At 57.5% G+C, this 17,050-nt stretch carries 16 protein-coding genes; 4 read left to right on the forward strand and 12 right to left on the reverse strand.

Annotated features, from left to right (window positions below):
* Positions 1–93: 93 nt before the first annotated feature.
* The 12 genes from JJB74_RS25005 to JJB74_RS25045 form a co-directional block, all read right to left on the reverse strand.
* Positions 94–1,908 carry an adenine nucleotide alpha hydrolase family protein gene (locus tag JJB74_RS25005; protein ID WP_200596575.1) on the reverse strand — a complete coding sequence of 605 codons (1,815 nt, stop codon included), beginning with the start codon at positions 1,906–1,908 and terminating at the stop codon, positions 94–96.
* Positions 1,909–2,226: 318 nt separating this feature from the next.
* Positions 2,227–3,132 (reverse strand): hypothetical protein, encoded by a 906-nt coding sequence (locus JJB74_RS25010; RefSeq protein WP_200596578.1) that lies wholly within the window; start codon positions 3,130–3,132, stop codon positions 2,227–2,229.
* Between the two features lie 287 nt (positions 3,133–3,419).
* Positions 3,420–3,545, reverse strand: a complete 126-nt coding sequence (locus JJB74_RS33745; protein WP_267913193.1) for a hypothetical protein — start codon at positions 3,543–3,545, stop codon at positions 3,420–3,422.
* 20 nt (positions 3,546–3,565) lie between these two features.
* A complete protein-coding gene (locus tag JJB74_RS33750) occupies positions 3,566–3,688 on the reverse strand; it encodes a hypothetical protein (protein WP_267913194.1) in 123 nt (40 codons plus the stop codon).
* Between the two features lie 26 nt (positions 3,689–3,714).
* Positions 3,715–3,840 (reverse strand): hypothetical protein, encoded by a 126-nt coding sequence (locus JJB74_RS33755; RefSeq protein WP_267913195.1) that lies wholly within the window; start codon positions 3,838–3,840, stop codon positions 3,715–3,717.
* Between the two features lie 176 nt (positions 3,841–4,016).
* A complete protein-coding gene (locus tag JJB74_RS25015; RefSeq protein ID WP_200596580.1) occupies positions 4,017–5,561 on the reverse strand; it encodes a DUF4942 domain-containing protein in 1,545 nt (514 codons plus the stop codon).
* A 169-nt stretch (positions 5,562–5,730) separates the two neighbouring features.
* Positions 5,731–6,015, reverse strand: coding sequence for a hypothetical protein (locus tag JJB74_RS25020; protein WP_234484838.1), 285 nt, complete (start codon positions 6,013–6,015; stop codon positions 5,731–5,733).
* Between the two features lie 122 nt (positions 6,016–6,137).
* Entirely contained in the window at positions 6,138–6,878 is a 741-nt protein-coding gene (locus JJB74_RS25025; RefSeq protein WP_200596584.1) for a response regulator transcription factor, read from the reverse strand.
* Positions 6,879–7,090: 212 nt separating this feature from the next.
* Positions 7,091–8,800, reverse strand: coding sequence for a methyl-accepting chemotaxis protein (locus JJB74_RS25030; RefSeq protein WP_200596587.1), 1,710 nt, complete (start codon positions 8,798–8,800; stop codon positions 7,091–7,093).
* Between the two features lie 298 nt (positions 8,801–9,098).
* Positions 9,099–9,725, reverse strand: a complete 627-nt coding sequence (locus JJB74_RS33450) for a hypothetical protein (protein WP_234484839.1) — start codon at positions 9,723–9,725, stop codon at positions 9,099–9,101.
* Positions 9,688–10,347, reverse strand: a complete 660-nt coding sequence (locus JJB74_RS25040; protein ID WP_234484840.1) for a DUF6884 domain-containing protein — start codon at positions 10,345–10,347, stop codon at positions 9,688–9,690. Before JJB74_RS25040 ends, JJB74_RS33450 begins: the two co-directional genes overlap by 38 nt.
* 6 nt (positions 10,348–10,353) lie before the next feature.
* On the reverse strand, positions 10,354–11,592 hold the full coding sequence (locus JJB74_RS25045) for a hypothetical protein (protein ID WP_200596591.1): 1,239 nt from the start codon (positions 11,590–11,592) through the stop codon (positions 10,354–10,356).
* A 217-nt stretch (positions 11,593–11,809) separates the two neighbouring features.
* Between JJB74_RS25045 and JJB74_RS25050 the strand changes: the two genes are divergently transcribed.
* The 4 genes from JJB74_RS25050 to JJB74_RS25065 all read left to right on the forward strand — a co-directional run bounded on the left by JJB74_RS25050 (position 11,810) and on the right by JJB74_RS25065 (position 16,958).
* Positions 11,810–12,046 carry a hypothetical protein gene (locus JJB74_RS25050; protein ID WP_200596593.1) on the forward strand — a complete coding sequence of 79 codons (237 nt, stop codon included), beginning with the start codon at positions 11,810–11,812 and terminating at the stop codon, positions 12,044–12,046.
* A gap of 219 nt (positions 12,047–12,265) precedes the next feature.
* Positions 12,266–13,063, forward strand: a complete 798-nt coding sequence (locus tag JJB74_RS25055; protein ID WP_200596596.1) for a Mom family adenine methylcarbamoylation protein — start codon at positions 12,266–12,268, stop codon at positions 13,061–13,063.
* A 690-nt stretch (positions 13,064–13,753) separates the two neighbouring features.
* Positions 13,754–15,280, forward strand: coding sequence for an ATPase domain-containing protein (locus tag JJB74_RS25060; protein ID WP_200596599.1), 1,527 nt, complete (start codon positions 13,754–13,756; stop codon positions 15,278–15,280).
* Positions 15,264–16,958: an ATP-binding protein gene (locus JJB74_RS25065; protein WP_200596601.1), complete on the forward strand. Its 1,695-nt coding sequence runs from the start codon at positions 15,264–15,266 to the stop codon at positions 16,956–16,958. Before JJB74_RS25060 ends, JJB74_RS25065 begins: the two co-directional genes overlap by 17 nt.
* The last annotated feature ends 92 nt before the right edge of the window (positions 16,959–17,050 follow it).

A 17,050-nucleotide genomic window follows, 5' to 3' on the forward strand; every position in this document is an offset into this window, starting at 1 on the left:
TTTATAAACTGAAACTGTCCTGAACCGTTGTCATACGGGCCATGCGGCAAAAGAAAACGCCCTGATCGAGATGACCAGGGCGCGGCAACTACGTTAAGCGGCAAGCTCCAGCTCCGTTTGTGCGGAGTCGGAAGTTGCCTTGCTGGCCCATATCTTCCGGGCCGCTTCGGGCAGCTGATTGAAAGGGATCGCCTTTTCCAGCAATGCGTTGATGTCGTAGTCCAGGGTCGCGCCAAGCCGATCCTTGAACGCGGTTCTCTTCAGCACTTCGTCATGCTTGGCAAGCTGCGCATGCGAGAGGGTGATCACGCCGTACTGCACATAGAACTTGTAGGCCTGCGTGATGCCTCCCCGGTTGTAGGAAGCGTCATACATGGCCAGCATGTTTTCCATCTCGAAGTCCAGAAGCATGACCGCGGATTCCTGATCAACCGTAAAGCCCTGCTCGGTCTCCAGATCCCATACCGCGCTTCCATCCTTCAACAGACGGATGTCCGGCGTGCAGCCGCTTCCTTCCGTTAGCGCTTCCACATACGCATCCCTCATCCCCGTCCAGGCGGAATCCGGTGCGCTGTTATCCCAGTCCTTGCCGACATACAGGAACTTCGCATCCGGCAGTGGCGTTTCCTTGAAGGGCGCCACATCCGGGATATCGAAGCGGATGCCCTTCTCGTAGATGGAACGATAGTCGTCCCAAATAGCGAAGGGACGGGCAATGCCGTTAAGCGACTGCAATGCATCGACCGCGATCATCATCTCCAGGGGCAGCAGCGTGAACTTCCGTTGCTCTCCTGCGCGGCGGGACCGCACCCATTCATCATGATCGAGCTGCATCATGTACCGGGTGAGATTGCGAAGCTCGGTCGGATGCAGCGTATCGGGCTGAATCAGGATGTAGCCTTCCTGGATGGTGCGACCCACCCAATGCCGGCGACTCCAGTCCTTCTCGATGGCGCGCAGATACTTGTTGAGACGGTTCAACCCTCGCATGTAAACATAGCGCGGATCGAGCTCGATCATTGCCGCAAGCGACTTGTCTTCCGCTTTTAGGCATGTGAAACAACCATGCCTCGCGCCGCAGCCGCCCTTCTTCTGCCGACCTTCATAGATGCTTTGCGCCACAACCGCACACGACGTTCCCGCCGAGTGCGCGTAGATGCGAAGCGTTTCTTTGAAGTCCGAGTAGGCTTCGCGAAGGCCAGAGCTACATTCTCCGAGATACTCGAAGATATCGTCCTCCGACCAGTATTGCACCGGGCAGAGAACGAGTTCTCCGTCCTTGTTGCGCACTGGCGTTTCGGCCCTTGCTCCGCTTTGCCGCATCCGCGCAGCCCTAACTTCGGACTCCTGGATACGCATGCCGAGACAGGTGACCGGCTCGCGCATCCCCTTCTCGGCAAGCACCCGGAACAGCTTCTTCCGGTACGACTTTTGCGCCTGTAGCTTAAGGTCTACGGCGCAATCGTTGCCCCCCGATGCCCAGCTTGGGATACCGCGCCCCGACAACACTTTCACCTGGAAGGTGGACAGCAATGGCGGGGTGACGAACTTGCCGAAGAAGCGGATGCCATGCTGCTCGGCGAAGGCGTGCAGCTTGCCCATCTCCTCCTTGGCCATTGCATGGACCTCCGGATTTTCGACCAAGGTATCCGAGCTGGTTGCCACGACAAGCGGGCGACCGCCCTGGCTTGCGAAGGTCTTCGCCGCGTTCATCACGATGGACGTGACGACTGAGCTGTCCTTCCCAAACGACGTCGCTACCACAATGGGATGCCCTGCCGCGAACAGATCCATGATCACTTCAGTGGCCGAAGCCACCTGGTCCTCCAGCGACATGGTGATGTCTTCCATGCGGAAGAGCTGCAGCGTCTGATACTTCTCGGTACGACCGACTTCGATGGTTTGCATAGATCTCTCCTGTGTAAGAAGGCTGGATTGCCCTGACAGGACGGAAATGCGTTACATCGCTATGGAAGCCGCGGCGGGGGCAGAAAAGCAGAGAGCCGGGCGCGACGCATGGTCGGCCCAGCTCTTTGGTTAGGGGCTTCCGGCGGCCAATCGTTACGGAAACACTGTATCCAGGCGCCAGCCAAAAAAATGCCCGGTCTCCAGAGGAGAGCCGGGCATGGTTTGAGAAGTTACGTCCGATGGATGTGCCTTTGAGAGGGAGCCTTGGCCGGCTAGTGGTACTGCTGCGCCAGCTTGAATAGTTACATCGTTGTCTTTTCAGACCAACTGCGCCCACAGACCCGGCCGATGCAGCTTGAGCCAATCCATGGCGCTGTCTTCGTCCACCGAACACTCGAAGCCCACATGGTTGCGGGTAGTGTGAGTGGCGCGGCAGAACGCGAACAGGTCCGCAATGCCCCGGTTGCTCTTCTCGAAGAATTCCGCAACTACGTCCGAAGGCTCATCGCCCTTCCAGCCGATGCCGTGGAGGTTGATGATCTGCTCCTCGGTGGCCTGGGCAAACCAGGGCGCAGCGTCGAACTCTTCCTTCTTGAAGTGCGAGTCATCGTGAACTTCCGCGTAGACCCGAACTCTTGGCAGAACACCATACCGCTTACGCAGACCGTCGGCCCGCTCCGCCTCCAACTCTTGAAGAGGAACCCGCTGCGGCCACTCGCTGTACGGACAGATTTCATCCGAGCAGTAATCGCCTTCCATGTGGCTGCCACACCTCGCGCATTCGGCACCGGCTTTACCGGCCACCAGCGCCTGACTGCTCTCCCCGACAGCGTGGTAGTCGATGTCTGCCTGTTGGGCCAGCGCCGCCATGAAAGCCGCATCCTTCTCGGCCACCGTGGCGCCGACCGGCGCTTGGAACTCGACATTAAGCTGGGTGCCCTCGTAGCCAAAATAGCCCTGAAACACCTGGACAGCCTCGGTTGCCTTGTACGAGTCGGGAATCAATGCATACACATCGTTCCACGACCAGTCTTCGGGCTCCGCCGGCGCGGCCAACTCCAGCGTTTGAAATTCGACACCAAGGGCCTTGGCAAGATACGGCGCCACCTTGGCAGGATCGGTGCCTTTTTCACTGGTCTCCGACGACAAAACTGCATCCGCATTCACGAACAGGGCTGCATCGCCGTTGGTCAGCTTCACGAGGATGATTTCCGCTCGCTTCATTTGATACTCCTTCTTGAGAAAATAGCAGGAGTCCTGGCCCATAAGGGCCTGGAAACTCCCTTATGGGTAAGTGTTAACTGATGTCTTCCATGCGGAAGAGCTGCAGCGTCTGATACTGCTCGGTCCGACCGACTTCGATGGTTTGCATGAATCTCTCCTATGTAAGAAGGCTGGATTGCCTAACAGGATGGAGATGCGTTACATGGCTATGGAAACCGAAGCGGATGTTGAAAAGCAAAGAGCCGGGCGCGACGCATGGTCGGCCCGGCTCTACGGAAGAAATTCGTCTAAAGCAAAGTCTTCGGCTGGCTGGTCCGCCCTTGGTGTTCTTCCAGCGGCGATGTGAGGTCGAGATAAACGATTACTGCCGCGAAGGCAGCAATGAATCCGAGAGTGACGTAGAGCGCGTTCATGCTTCGCCTCGTCCTATGGCTTAAAGCAGTGTATGGGGCTGTTCGGCCTTCGGATTCTCAGCCGGCGGTGTTCTGAGATTGAAGTACACCGGGATCAGCGCCAGCAGAAGAATGGTTCCCAACGTGATGTCTAATGCGTCCATCTGCAATCCTCCTTACTGAAAACATACTAGAGCAACATATCATGCCGATGGTACGGTTTCGGCGTTTGATCAGGCGCCGTGCGCAGATTCAGATACACCGGGATCAGCGCAAACGCGACAATGAGGCCGAGGGTCACATACAAGGCATCCATCGTTCCGTTCCTCCGCGCATGACGTTGCAATTGAGTCTATTGTAGCCACAGTACCGCGCAGAATCGCGCAACCTGATTCCCGCACAAAAGAAAGAACCCCGGGCTCAAGAAAGAGCGCCGGGGCGGGTTGGGTTAACGATACCGGTCAAGGAAAGGCGCAAAGCCCTTCCATGACCTTAGCGGGTCAGCACGAGGATCACGACTGCGACCTGCGTGCCCTCGAAGCGGTTGTCGAAGACTTCGCTCCATTCATGGTTCCAGCCTTCCACCAGCGTCTTGTTGCGACGACTGGCGGGAAGAATAGCAACCAGCTTGCCGCCCTCCTGAAGGAAGGAGCAGGCATGCCTGACGTGCGCGGCGTCCCGGCCTTCGCTGAACGGCGGATTCATCACGATTTTCGAGAATTTCATTGGCGGACTCCACCGAAGGAAATCCTCGCAGACCGTGATATATCCCTTTGCTTCGAGCACCTTGCAATGCAGATTGGAGATCTCCACGCAAGTGGTTCGCTCTTTCGGCAAATGCTCGGCAAGGCCCCCGAGACCGGCACTCGGCTCGAGCACCGTATCGGTGTCTGCAATATCGGCCAGATCCACCGCGGTCGATGCCAGGCATTCCGGGGTCGGGTAGAACTGATGCGTTTTCTGGTCGGGAATCCGGCCAGTGCGCGTTAGCTCGTCCAGCACCGGCTGCACCTCGTAGTCAAAGCTCCAGTTGCCCATCGTGCCCGGCACGCCTCCCAGATACTGCAGGACCTGCACCGTGCGATGGTTCGGCTTGATCGAGTTGTAGAAGAAGGAAATCGACTTGCCCGTCCTGTCCACCCTTCCTCGCGCCAACTCCGACAGCACCTCGAACGGCACCAGGTCATGCACCATCGTGAAATCCTTCGGCGCCTTCGCGGGTTTCGTACGAAACTCGTTCGGGATTGCCATCGGATGCAGCCAGGCCAACACCTGATTCAGGCGATACGCGATATCCGGATGAACTTCCAGGTGCGCGGTTCCCTTCATGTACAGCCGCACGCGGAACGCGCCGCCGTCGAAGCATTTCCATTCCCCATACTGGCGGTTGCGGTACATGCTGTTCAGGTCATCGTGGGTCACGTTGGCAAACGGCGCGTCACGGCCCATGAACTTGGCAATCACACAGCGCAAGTCATGGATATAGTTCGACCGATCGTAGTTCAGCGTGTCGTAATGCGAGCGCAGGTGGGCGATGATCATGCGCTTGCCGAATCCTTCCGGCGCGTTGGTCAAATGCTCGCCCGACAAGGCGCGAAACAGCCCGTCTACCCGCTCAGCGAAGAACTGGGAGCGCTGCGCCAGCAACGCGCCGATGGTGGCTTTCACCGACTCCGGCTCGAAGGCCGGCGTCTTGTGGCCGCGGATCTGCTCGTTCCACTCGTTGCGCTTGGCCGCCGGCATGGAGTCCAGCACGTCAGTCAGCGACATGGCGCGGGACCAGTAACTGGCATCGAGCTCACGCACTGCCGGCGCGAGCTCGAAGAGGCTGGCTGCGCTGATGCTGCTGATCTGATTCTCGATCTGCGCCCCGGCCATGAAGTAATGCATGACGCGGGTCTCCCCGGCGACATACGACGCGATGCGCTCCAGGTCTTCCCTGTCCTTGCGATACGCGGACAGCAGCGAATCGATCGGGGTGAAAACAGCCAACTGGTTTTGGTCGCCCGCGAACAGCTGCGGTTCATTCATGTTCATACGTTTCTCCTTGAAGGTTAAGGATGTGAGTCACGGAACCGGCTAACGCCGGCGTTCTACTTGCGACAAGGAGATGACAAACAGGGACCAGCAAGAAAAATCAGGCAGGAAAAGAAAAAACCCGCGTCATTCCTCGAGTGAGGAAAGCGCGGGCAGTGAGGTTGAGAAGTTACTTCGGTGGGTGCATGGCGTTGACCAGCGCAAGCTCGGCCCGCGCGGCGGCATCCCGCGTCGGATACGTATGGTCGCCGGGACCGCCAAGATCGCGACGCCTGTGGTCGCAGACGATGCGCCATTTTTCGTCAGGGTAGTTGTTGCTCACACAGCCGCAGGCACCGCCCGGACGGCGGACATTGTGGACGTACCAGCCGCCATGGCGCCAGCGGGAATACACCGGCTGCCAATCCTGCTCTTCTGCGACGGGTGCGTGGGGATTGCGGACATTGCCTTGCATGGGAAAGCTACTTGTGAGGTCGGGTAGATGTTTGGCCCTTGGCAGAGCCAGGGATTGATCGGACCTACCGAGATGCGCCACAAGGAAATGCAAACGCTGATCAGCAAATGGAGAAATACAGGTCAGGAAGTCGCAGAGTCGGGCGTGGTGTGCGCGGACACGCCTGGTGTATTTTCGTCCGGGGCTATCTGGGTCAGCTGATAACCGTAGCCGTAAATCGTCGCCAGCCGATAGCCATGCTCGGGGACGAGATGCAGCTTGGTGCGCACGCGAGACATATGGGTGTCCAGCGTCCGGGATTGCTGGCCCGGTTCGCTTCGCCACACCTCTTCCATGAGGAAAGCCCGGGATAACGGCCGGCCGAGATGGCGAAACAACAGCAGCGCCAGATCGAATTCGTTGCTTGTCACAGTGATCGGCTCGCCTGCGCGCGTGATGCGTCTGCGGCGCGTCTCGAACATGAAATCGCCAAAATGCAGCTTTTCTTCAACCGCCAACAAGGGGTATGCCTGACGCATGAGCACACGAAGCCTGAGCACCAGATCCGTGCGGCGTATCGGTTTGAGCGCGTAGCCATCCGCCCCGGCCGCGAGCGCGTCGACGAGCGCTTCTTCATCGGCCCCTCGAAAAAGACAAAAGATCGGCACGGTGGCGGGCAGGCTTTCCCGCAGTAGCCGCACCAGGCCCGGAACCTCTCTTTCGTTTTGCCACTGCACGAGGATCAGATGAAACGGCTCACGCCGATGCTTCTCCAGAACCTCGCTGATCGCCGTGACCGGCACGCAGTCCAACGCCACCTCGGCCAGCATGTGACAGACCTCGTCGGCCCGACTGGCGTCATCGTGAAGCAATGCGGTTTTCATAGTAGAGGGGATGGCGCCGGCCGACCCGAATGGCAGCGGCAGCCAATTGCCCTTGTATCCCTGAATTTAATTATGTTGATTTTCGTCAATATTCCCACAGTTGCAGTTTCTATACACGAATTATTTCAAGCGTGTTGCAGTTTTGCGAAACCATTGCGGCGCGGGCGAAAAAAAACCGGCTCTCAGGCCGGTTTCTCGTCACGCGGAAGGATTCAGAATTCCGCCCATTCCTCGCCGCTATGCGCAGGCACAGGCGAGCGCTGCACGCTGGCCAGCACGCGCGAGCCCGATGGCCGCGCAAGAGAGCGGGCCGGAACGGAGGACTTCACCGCCATGCGGGGCGCGGTGTGCGGTGCGGCCAAGCCAGCGGCGCTGCTCGACACTTGAAACACGCTCACGGCCTGTGCCAGGCTTGCCGCCTGTTCCTGCAGCGAGGCGGCTGCGGCAGCGGCTTCTTCCACCAGCGCCGCGTTCTGCTGGGTCACCTGATCCATCTGTGCCACCGCCTGATTCACCTGCTCGATGCCGGCGCTCTGCTCGGCGCTGGCCGCAGTGATTTCGGCCATCATGTCGGTGACGCGCTGCACGCTGTTCACCACCTCATCCATCGTGCTGCCCGCCAGCGCCGCCTGCTGCGTGCCGGCATCGACCTTCTCCACGGAGCTGTTGATCAGTTCCTTGATTTCCTTCGCCGCCGCGGCCGAGCGCTGCGCCAGACTGCGCACTTCGCTGGCCACCACGGCGAAGCCCCTGCCCTGCTCGCCGGCGCGCGCCGCTTCCACCGCCGCATTCAGCGCCAGGATATTGGTCTGGAAGGCGATGCCGTCGATGGTCGTGATGATGTCGGCGATCTTCTTCGACGCGGCATCGATTTCCGCCATTGTCGACACCACTTGGGACACCGCCGCACCGCTGTTCCTGGCCACTTCCGACGCGGTCTGCGCCAACTGGTTGGCCTGACGCGCATTGTCCGCATTCTGCTTCACGGTCGACGTCAGTTCTTCCATCGACGACGCGGTTTCTTCGAGCGAGGAGGCTTGCTGCTCGGTGCGGGAAGACAGGTCCATATTGCCGCTGGCGATCTCGCTGGAGGCGGTCGCAATGGTGTCGGTGCTCAGACGGACTTCGGAAACCGTCTTCAGCAGGCTGGCATTCATGGTCTTGAGAGCGGTCATCAGCGCGCCCACTTCGTCTTTGGACTTGATCTCGATGTCGGCAGTCAGATCGCCCGACGCGACTTTCTCGGCAATGCCGACGGCGCCGGTTAGCGGCACGGTAATGCTGCGTGAGAGCAGCCAGCCAAGGATGGCGCTGACTGCCAGGCCCACGATGGCAAATCCGATCAGGAGGGTCTTCGCCTCACCGTACACCTTCTCCATGGCTGCATCGGTTTCCTCAAGACGCTTTTTCTGATGGTCGAGAAGAGCCTGCATCGCGTTCAGATAGGCATTCATCACCGGCAGCATCTCTTTTTGCGAGCGCGCACTGATGTCGGCCGCATCCGCCTTGCCCGATTCTTTCAATGCAAAGAGACTGTTGCGGATATCTAGATACTTCGCGCGCTGCGCTGTGATGTCGGCAAGCAGTCGCTTGCCTTCCTCGCTTTTGACAAGTTCCTCGAGCTGCTTCTGGATCTTGTTGTTGCGGTCGCGGCTTTGCTCCATGCCGTCTGCGAAATACCGCTGGTCTTCGGCATCATTGCTCTTGATCCTGGCATAGGTGCGTACGGCGTTGGCGCTCGTGACGCCCAGCCACTCGGTGACCAATTGCTGCTTGGTGCCGTCTTCCTTTACGGCTTGTTTGGCGTCCATGACGCGCGACAGCTCCCAAATGCCAGTCACCACCATTGAGGCCATGAGGATCAATACAGCAGCGAAGGCGAGCGCAAGTCGCATACCAATTTTCAGATTTGCAATTCTCATCTTGTTTCAGTTTTAAAGTTATAAAAGATGCAGCAGATGCGGTATGGATAGGTACGGCTAGGCGCACATCGCTCCTCGTATAAGAAAAGCAATACATAGCGCGTATGTATCGACATGGGAAACCGGCCATTCTTGGTGTTTCCTTTCGTAAATAAATTGACCGTGCTCAATAATTACGAAAATGTCGCGTCCGCCGCACTGTTTTGACGCATCTCCTTTCTGAACGCGCAAGAAAAAGCCCACGATCCGAAGATCGTGGGCGGTGTTGGGGTTAAAGACGGATTGCGCTGCTGTAGCGTTATTTGATGTATCCCGCTGCCCGGGAATACTCGATATTGCCGGGACCGATATAGACAATGGCGACATCCTGCGCGAGGCATTGGCCGCCGGCGAACGCAAACCGCTCGCCCGCTTCGATGGCTTTCAGCGCGTCGTGCCATTTCTTGTACACGACGAATCCCCATTTCTCGCCTTTCTTCATCGAGAAGCGCGGGAACTGCACATCGCGCTGGAACTCGAGCACTGCGTGGAGCCGCTTTGCCTCCGTGGTTTGCGCCGACCAGTCGCCAATGATCAGGTCGGTGGCTTCCGTCACCGGGATCACCAGTTGGGCATAGCCGGCATAGTCCACGAACTCGTCCATGTTCATTAGCCAGCCCTTGCGATGGGTTCCGTGGAAGGTGCCGCTGGCTTGTACTCCGTTTGCTTCGATGTCTGCGACTGAATATTTCGTTTGCATGGATTTCTCCGAGAGTGAATGGGTGATTCCGGCCGAGGCCGGAGTTGCGCTTGCTCGAGGAGATGCGAAACACGGGCGCACAAGCCGTGCCGCAAAAGAAAAACGCTCCCGATCGGTGAAGATCGAGAGCGTGGTACCGCGATTAAAACTAGGCAGCCAGCGCCATGACATGCCGGATCGCTTCATCCGGCCCGCGATGGAGGTTTTCGAGGATGCGGGCAGCGACTTCCCCCTTGAGCCCGATGTTGCCGCAGGCGTAGCCACTGGTGTCGCTTTGCCTGAGCTTCACCAGCTGGAACGCCGGCGAGAACTGCTTTGCCGAAGCTGTTCCACACAATGCCCACGTTGGTGAGCGCAGTTGCGTGATGGCGTCGAAACCGCACGCTTGTAGGTAGCGTTCTCCAAGAAGAATCAGGACCAGGTCCGCGTCGGTATCCAGCACCGCACGGATGCTTTCCCGGATGCCGAGCATGGTGGCCCATGCGTGGCTTTCCTTTTTCTTCATGCCATTGAACGTCATCTCGTACGGGGCGATAAGCTGCTCCTCCGGGATGAGGCCATAGCCGGCTGACAGGATCGAGACGCTGACCGCCGCGCCCTGTTCCCTTGCCGCGTGAACGCCGCGCATCAGACGCACATGCTGCTCGCCCGAATACAGCGCCACGGCGGGCCGCATCCACTGCGCCAGCTCGGCTTCCCGGCTTCTGATGTGGCTTGCGCCCTTTGCGAAGTCAGCCTGCGTGAGCTGGTTCGGAGGCGAGGCCGTTTTCTTACCGGTGCAAGAAGTGATGATCGAGACTTTCATCATCCCCTCCTACGCGGCCAGCGCCAGCGCGTTGTCCTGCTGCTCGCCACCGTCGAACACGGTGGCCACTGCGACGGCCCGCATGCGCGCGGACAGCGCCTTCAACGCCGCTTCACCGAAGACATGGTGCAAGCCGCAGGCCCAGAGCATGTTCCACTCCGGATCGATGGCGTCGACCAGGTCCCTGAGCCCCTCAGCGCTACTGCGGTGCGTTCGGACCCATAGCCTGACGGCCTTGGGCTCGTGCACGCCGTAGAAGCTGGCGATCGCCTTCACACTGCGCTCGGTCATCCAGCCGCGGCCGCACACCACCTCGTACATCAGCTCGGTCGGATCGAACGATCCTTCCCAAGCCTCGTCTTCGCGCTCCTCGATCAACCTGCCATGCTCATGGCTGATCGACATTGTCTCCTTGCGCAGTTGGTTCGCGTCACAGGAAACCATGGCGCCGGGGCAGTTTTCCAGGAAGGCATACGCGATCCTGAACAACGGCAGGCCCATCGAAGCGCGCCCGAGGATGTGGAAGCGACTGAAGCCGCGGATGGTGGCGATATCGGATAACGCCATTGCCGCTGCCGCACTGGGAATGCCAAGCGTGATGTCCCGCGTGCCAAGGATGTCCGCTACCGTCTCAGCCGTTACGCCGGCCGGTGTCTGTCCTTTCTGAAGCGGGACAATGACATTGACGCCGGCGGCGATGTACTCGCCAATCCTGCTGCGATGTTCCTGCAGCAGTTCCAGCGACCATTCCGGATGCGCGAGCACATCCGGCATCACCAGCGCCAGGTTGAAGCGATGCGCCTGGGGCAGGCCGTCGACGAGCGCGTCATAGGCAGCAAAAACCTTCTGGAAATCGGCGAGCGGCGTGGTTGCCTTCCCCTCCTTCCATTTGGCGAACCTGCCATACGCGCCGGAGTCAACGAAGCACTTCCCGCTGCGAGACAGGTAGTCCTTCAGCAGATGCATGACGCGCGGCCGGATCAGATCGGCCACGACGCCAACATCCTTGCCAGCCGTGATCAGGCCAAGGGCGTCAAAATATGCCGATCCGCCTGAGTGGAAAACAGCACTGAAACGCTCGGGGCAGACGGTGTCATTCAGGGCAAAGAGGCCGCCCGAGAACACCGGCACCGACTTGTGCGATTTCACGGGGGCCAGCTTCGGCCGTACCGCTTTCGATACAACAGGGATTTCGCCAAACAGATCATGTTGTGATCGTCCGGCAGTCACGGACTGCAAATGGTTCATGATGCTTCTCCTGAGAGGTCATATCCGGTCCTTGCGGGAACCTGGATACGGGGTGGGTTGAGGGTCGAGACGTGATTTCCCAAAGCGAGAGTTCGCCGGGCGAATAAGGAATGACCAACAGGAGAGTGGAAGGCGGAACGAGGAGAAGCGGCTGCGTGGACGTTGACCCCGTTGAGACCAACGCTATACTGGGCGCGAACCTATATGACCGCGATCCATGGCCGAGAAAAAAACCTATGACCGAACCCGCACCGAGCGTAGTCAGCGCCTCGGTGACGAGATCAAGGCCGCCGGCGGCGCTGCCTTTCCGGTTCGATTCCGTACTGCCGAAGAGTTGCAGAAGCTACAGGACCTGATCGAGTGGGGCTACGGGGCGAACCGCAACGATGTGCTGCGCCGCCTGGTAGAAGAAAAGCACACCGCCCTGATGAAGAAGGCCGGCAAAGCCCGATAGCCGCTGACCGATATCGGTTCGTGCTGAGCGTGGGCGCTCCGTTGCTGGCGCTTGTTGACACCGTTGGTATCAACGCTATACTTTGCCGATCAGCAACTAACACGCGCAAGTGCCAGGTTCCCTATGGGCCAACTATCCCTGTCCTTTGACAGCATTACGATCAACGAGCCAGCCCGCTCCCAAGAGGCGATTGCCTGCCAGCGGTGGACGCGGCGGCGCATGAGCTTCCGGCCAGCCGGCGAACCATTTCGGCCGGAGCGACACGAAGTCGTGCTGCTATCCGAATCCGATGCGAAGGCATTCTGCGTGGCGAATCACTATGCCGGCTCGATGCCGCCCGCCCGGCTGCGGGTCGGTTTGATGCGCAAGATGCCCTTCGAGGCCGAGGCACTGGTTGGCGCTGCAATCTTCTCGGTGCCGATGCAAAGCGCTGCGCTTTCCAAATACCTGAAGGCGGATATGGAGACAGGCGTGGAGTTGGGTCGCTTCGTCTGTACCGACGTTGTTGAGGGCAACGGAGAATCGTATTTCATCGCGGCCGCTAACCGCATGCTCCAGCGCGAAACAAAGATCAGGGCAGTGGTCAGCTACTGTGATCCGCTACCGCGCATGGATGCGCAGGGCAACGTCGTGAAGCCGGGCCATGTCGGTTCGATCTACATGGCGTCATCGGCAAGCCTACTCGGACGCTCGTCGCCACGGACGCTAATCCTGTCGCGCACCGGGCAAGTGATCAGCGAACGGAGTCTTTCGAAGATCCGGAATGATGAAAGCGGCTCGGCGTACGCGTATCGCCAGTTGCTGGCGGCCGGCGCACCGGAGCGGCAATGGGGAGAAGATCCGGCAGCCTATGTTCGTCGCGCGCTCGCTTCGGAAGCGTTCACAAGACTGCGGCATCCGGGAAACTGGGTCTATGCATGGGGTTGCGGGAACAAGCTGGAACGCCGACTTGTCCGCGCGCGCATCGGTCCTGGCCTGCCCTATCCGAAGCGACATCATCCGATGGCAGTCGCTTGAGCGATCGGCAAAAATGATACGGCCGCCGTCGCTAAACCCGGCCTTGGGAGCAGGTGTACGCGCACCGCAAAACCCCCGTTGCAATGCCTGAAGCTGACATACCGTAGCCGTGCCGCGCCTGGTGGCGTGAAATGGGTATAGATAAAAAAAGGTTCTTCGCCGATTTGAGGGGATGAGAAACGAACCAAGGACGGTCAGCTGTGGTTCCGGGAGCAATGCGAAAGTTCGACCCCTTGCAGCCCTTCAGGCGGATTTCTTGAGTGTCCCCTCCTGGCAGGACACCGGACAATCAAATCAAACCCTTCAATGAAAAGCCACGCCAATCGGCGGGCATCTGTCCGCACTGTTTGACTCTATAGGTGAGAATATTCCGCGCCGGTTCTACACCTTTGCCCATATTCAACGACTTGATATTGGCCGTATTGAACGCACCCTCGCTTTCCGACTCCAAGAATTGATCCGCGCAACGACTCTCTGGTTTTGCTGGCAGATGCCGATAGGCAATAGCCAGGTTTGACTCAGATCATCCCGTCAAAGGCACATTCTCAAGGTCTTTTACGCAGCGCGAAGCGGATGCCGGTCGTGTACTAGCTGACCGGCTAACTCCGGCTACAATCTACCGCTTGACGCTCTTTTCCGTTTGCTTTCTGCTTCGGATCTGATATTGCCCTTTGGAAAATAAGATCACCCATGAGTAACCGCTTGCATTCTGAAAAAAATGTCAAAACATCCCCTCGCGTTCGCACCGGCGTGCCAGGACTGGACGACATTTTATGCGGCGGATTGTCGCAAAACCGCGTGTATTTGGTAGAAGGCTCTCCGGGCGCCGGCAAAACGACATTGGCCCTTCAGTTCCTTATGGAAGGCGTTCGAAACGGCGAAAAAGGCCTGTACATCACCTTGTCCGAAACTGCGGAAGAATTGCAAGAGATCGCTGACAGCCATGGGTGGTCGATTGACAACTTGTCTTTATTTCAGCTTGTCAATGACGTGGGTCTTGATCCCGATTCTGAACAGTCAATTCTGCATCCGTCGGAACTCGAACTCGGCGAAACGACGAAGAGCATTATGAACGAGGTGGACCGGGTAAGTCCGGCGCGTGTCGTATTCGATAGCTTGTCCGAAATGCGCCTTTTGGCACAAAATCCATTACGCTACCGCCGTCAGATTTTAGCGATTAAGAATTATTTCTCTACTCGAAAATGTACTGTTATTTTGCTGGACGACAAAACAGCGGAGCCGGGTGACCAGCAACTGCACAGCATCGCACACGGCGTGATTACACTAGAGCAATTGGCACAAGAATTTGGCAAAGAGCGGCGACGCCTGAATGTCGTGAAAATGCGGGGCATCAAGTTCCGCGGTGGCTATCATGACTTCATTCTTGATACCGGTGGAATTATGGTATTTCCGCGCCTTATTGCTGCTGAACATGGAAGGGACTTCTCTCCAGTAATACGCTCTACCGGCTCCTCGGGATTGGACGAACTCTTAGGTGGAGGACTGGTGCCAGGTACAAGCACGCTGTTTGTAGGACCGTCAGGCATCGGTAAAACGACGCTTTCCATACAGGCGGTCTTAGCAGCTCTCGAACGTGGCGAACGTGCTGCCCTTTATCTGTTTGACGAGGGACTCGGTACGTTGTTTGCACGCAGTGCAGCGCTTGGAATGAATATTCGCCCCTACATTGATAGCGGTGAATTGCTGATCAAACATATTGATCCAGCCGAGCTGGCGCCTGGTGAGTTTGCCCATATGCTGCGCGATTCGGTTGAAAACATTGGTGTGAGCTTTATCGTTATTGACAGTCTGAACGCTTATTTGCAGGCGATGCCCGGAGAAAAGTATCTGACGTTGCAAATGCACGAATTGCTGGCGTACTTAAATCAACAAGGCATTACGACTGTTTTGGTACTGGGTCAGCACGGTCTAATCGGCGAGGTGCGCAGCGAAGTTGACCTCAGTTACCTTAGCGACGCGACTGTGCTGCTTCGCTTCTTCGAAGCTAACGGACTTATGCGCCGGGCCATTACTGTTATAAAAAGTCGCACTAATGACCACGCACAATCAATCCATGAGTTGCGTTTTGCTGCCAAGGGCATTGAGATCGGCGCGGCACTTGAAGGTTTTGAGGGAGTGTTGACAGGCCTGCCGACATATCGTGGCGAAACGCCAATGATGAGTGTGCAGAAAGAAAACAATGTTACGGGAGCATAAGGATGAGGAGCGCATCCTCATCTTGGCCCCACAAGGTAGGGATGCGCAGGTCATCGAACAGGTTTTGAACAGGGTCGGTACTTATTGCACAGTATGCGTTGACTACAACGAGTTGTTGCAGCAGCTCGAATCGCCGACTGGAGCTGCACTGATTGTGGAAGAAGCCCTGCACGGCATTGACATCGAACCGTTGGTCGATACGCTGGCGCGGCAGCCATCGTGGTCGGATTTCCCATTTGTCGTCTTGATGTCTCCGAGGAATGGCAAAGCCGGACCGGGTTCGAACGCCGTGATCCAAAAGTTAGGCAATGTCATTTTGCTTGAGCGCCCTATCAATGCCGACACTTTGCGTACCGCCGCAGCATCGACACTGCGTGCGCGCAGGCGACAATACCAGGCCCGTGCCGATCTCCAGGAACGTATCCGTCTCAACGAGACCCTTGAAAGTCGCATCGCCGAACGCACGACAGAGCTTGCACAGGCAAATAACCGATTAATGCAGGAAATGGCCGAGCGTGAGCGTGCGCAAATCGCCCTGGTGCAAACGCAAAAGATGGAAGCCTTGGGCCATCTTACCAGTGGGATCTCTCATGATTTTAACAATCTGTTGAGCATCATTCAGGGTAACGCCGACCTAATTGATTTGCTTACAGGTAATGATCGTATAAAGCGGATGGTAAATACGATTCGAAAGGCGGCAGGTCAAGGCGCAAAATTGACAGGTCAGTTACTGGCGTTTTCGCGTGCGCAGCCCCTCAATCTGAAATCGTTCGACCTGAATATGTCCTTGGAAGGCGTGGAAGATTTGCTGTCTTCGTCCCTTGGTTCCAACGTGCAAGTTCGGTTGGAATTGGCAGCAGACCTTTCGCCCGTTAAAGCAGATCCGCATCAGATCGAGTTGGCAGTGCTCAATTTGGCAATCAACGCCAAGGATGCGATGCGCGATACCGGCACGGTGATCATCGGTACCGCAAAAAAGCCTGCCACTGTCGACTTAACGTCTGGTCGAGACTATGCGGTGATTTCAGTAACAGACACTGGAGAAGGAATCAACCCGGAAATAATTGGCAAGGTCTTCAATCCATTTTTCACGACGAAGCCGCACGGAAAGGGAACGGGGCTGGGGTTGAGCCAGGTGTATGGAATTGCCCAGCAGTCAGGTGGTACTGTAAAAATCCGGAGTGAAGTCGGCGTCGGCACAACAGTGGAGATCTGGCTGCCGTTTGCTCAACCTGAAGACATGGCGGAGCCGGTACTGCGGGGTGATGTAAACGTCGACCATAATGATCAACGCATATGCATTCTGGTGGTTGAGGATGACGTGCGTGTTCGACAGTTTATGGTCGAAAGTTTGGAAATTCTTGGGTACCAGGTCGCGCATGCGGAGGATGCCCAAGCGGGGCTCGACAGCATTGAATCCGTCAAGCCCGATTTATTGATTACCGACTTCTTGATGCCAAATATGACAGGTGCAGAATTGGTAAAGCGCGCTCGTAGAGTATATCCGGATCTGCCGGTAATCATCGCAACAGGCTATGCTGATCTGCACGCCATTACTGCTGTGACTGATTCCGAGATGGTCTTGCGCAAACCCTTTCAATTGCACGATTTAGCTCAAAAAGTACAAAAGGCACTGGCTTGGCGTGCGATACCCAAGAAACTGTCACCGTTTGGCTAGCCATCAAAGAAGCTCCTGGAACATGCACTTCGAAGACGTGAGTGCTTTAGGCACTCGGCTTTCTCAAAACTGAATATCTGCTCGTAGCGTGA

The organism is Noviherbaspirillum pedocola, from assembly GCF_016632335.1.
Lineage (GTDB): Bacteria > Pseudomonadota > Gammaproteobacteria > Burkholderiales > Burkholderiaceae_D > Noviherbaspirillum_A > Noviherbaspirillum_A pedocola.

Excerpts from the sequence above, each read along its gene's own strand:
- JJB74_RS25005 (WP_200596575.1), bottom strand. The coding sequence starts at position 1,908 with ATGCAAACCATCGAAGTCGGTCGTACCGAGAAGTATCAGACGCTGCAG.
- JJB74_RS25010 (WP_200596578.1), bottom strand. The coding sequence starts at position 3,132 with ATGAAGCGAGCGGAAATCATCCTCGTGAAGCTGACCAACGGCGATGCA.
- JJB74_RS33745 (WP_267913193.1), bottom strand. The coding sequence starts at position 3,545 with ATGAACGCGCTCTACGTCACTCTCGGATTCATTGCTGCCTTCGCGGCA.
- JJB74_RS33750 (WP_267913194.1), bottom strand. The coding sequence starts at position 3,688 with ATGGACGCATTAGACATCACGTTGGGAACCATTCTTCTGCTGGCGCTG.
- JJB74_RS33755 (WP_267913195.1), bottom strand. The coding sequence starts at position 3,840 with ATGGATGCCTTGTATGTGACCCTCGGCCTCATTGTCGCGTTTGCGCTG.
- JJB74_RS25015 (WP_200596580.1), bottom strand. The coding sequence starts at position 5,561 with ATGAACATGAATGAACCGCAGCTGTTCGCGGGCGACCAAAACCAGTTG.
- JJB74_RS25020 (WP_234484838.1), bottom strand. The coding sequence starts at position 6,015 with ATGCAAGGCAATGTCCGCAATCCCCACGCACCCGTCGCAGAAGAGCAG.
- JJB74_RS25025 (WP_200596584.1), bottom strand. The coding sequence starts at position 6,878 with ATGAAAACCGCATTGCTTCACGATGACGCCAGTCGGGCCGACGAGGTC.
- JJB74_RS25030 (WP_200596587.1), bottom strand. The coding sequence starts at position 8,800 with ATGAGAATTGCAAATCTGAAAATTGGTATGCGACTTGCGCTCGCCTTC.
- JJB74_RS33450 (WP_234484839.1), bottom strand. The coding sequence starts at position 9,725 with ATGAAGCGATCCGGCATGTCATGGCGCTGGCTGCCTAGTTTTAATCGC.
- JJB74_RS25040 (WP_234484840.1), bottom strand. The coding sequence starts at position 10,347 with ATGATGAAAGTCTCGATCATCACTTCTTGCACCGGTAAGAAAACGGCC.
- JJB74_RS25045 (WP_200596591.1), bottom strand. The coding sequence starts at position 11,592 with ATGAACCATTTGCAGTCCGTGACTGCCGGACGATCACAACATGATCTG.
- JJB74_RS25050 (WP_200596593.1), top strand. The coding sequence starts at position 11,810 with ATGGCCGAGAAAAAAACCTATGACCGAACCCGCACCGAGCGTAGTCAG.
- JJB74_RS25055 (WP_200596596.1), top strand. The coding sequence starts at position 12,266 with ATGAGCTTCCGGCCAGCCGGCGAACCATTTCGGCCGGAGCGACACGAA.
- JJB74_RS25060 (WP_200596599.1), top strand. The coding sequence starts at position 13,754 with ATGAGTAACCGCTTGCATTCTGAAAAAAATGTCAAAACATCCCCTCGC.
- JJB74_RS25065 (WP_200596601.1), top strand. The coding sequence starts at position 15,264 with ATGTTACGGGAGCATAAGGATGAGGAGCGCATCCTCATCTTGGCCCCA.